We start from the raw sequence: 495 nt of genomic DNA, 5'->3' as shown, positions 1-495 counted from the left end.
GCCTTCAAGCGCTGCTCGCGACAGAAAGGAGGCCCATTCCGTAGATCGGGCATGATCCAGGTCGGCGACAATCGTGTCGAAGCGCCGTGCATCCTTGGGCGGCGCTTGGAGCACTTCCCAGTTGTCGAGCGGCCGTATGACCCCGTAGTTCGGCGCAGCAACACCGATCCTACGCGCCGACCGCGCAAGCACCCGGGAAGCGAGACGAGTGTTGCCGGCAGAACGCCGCCGGAGGAAGCCTGCGATCTCCCTCAGCTCCCGACCTGTATGTTGAGTTTGTTGAATATCCAGCATGTTCGTGATCAACCAAGCAATGAGTGATGCATGTTTGCTGGGCAATTAATTAATGATCAGGAACAAATCACACAATTCGAACGGACGATCTAGAGCCGTTGCACGGAAAAAGTCATAAGTACTAGTCAGTTTGGCTTATCCGTTTTCCAGCGATGGCAATCATATGTAAAACTCAGCCCATAAGGGGCACGGAAATCTTGA

General features: G+C 54.3%; 1 protein-coding gene. It reads right to left on the bottom strand.

The window, feature by feature from the left end; genetic code table 11:
- Positions 1-294: hypothetical protein (locus ACFHWW_RS34200; protein WP_379943823.1), on the bottom strand; the 294-nt coding region annotated here is incomplete at its 3' end.
- Positions 295-495 lie beyond the last annotated feature (201 nt).

Source organism: Sinorhizobium sp. P24N7 (genome assembly GCF_042436655.1).
Lineage (GTDB): Bacteria > Pseudomonadota > Alphaproteobacteria > Rhizobiales > Rhizobiaceae > Sinorhizobium > Sinorhizobium meliloti_A.
This window is presented reverse-complemented; position numbering and strand designations above follow the sequence as displayed.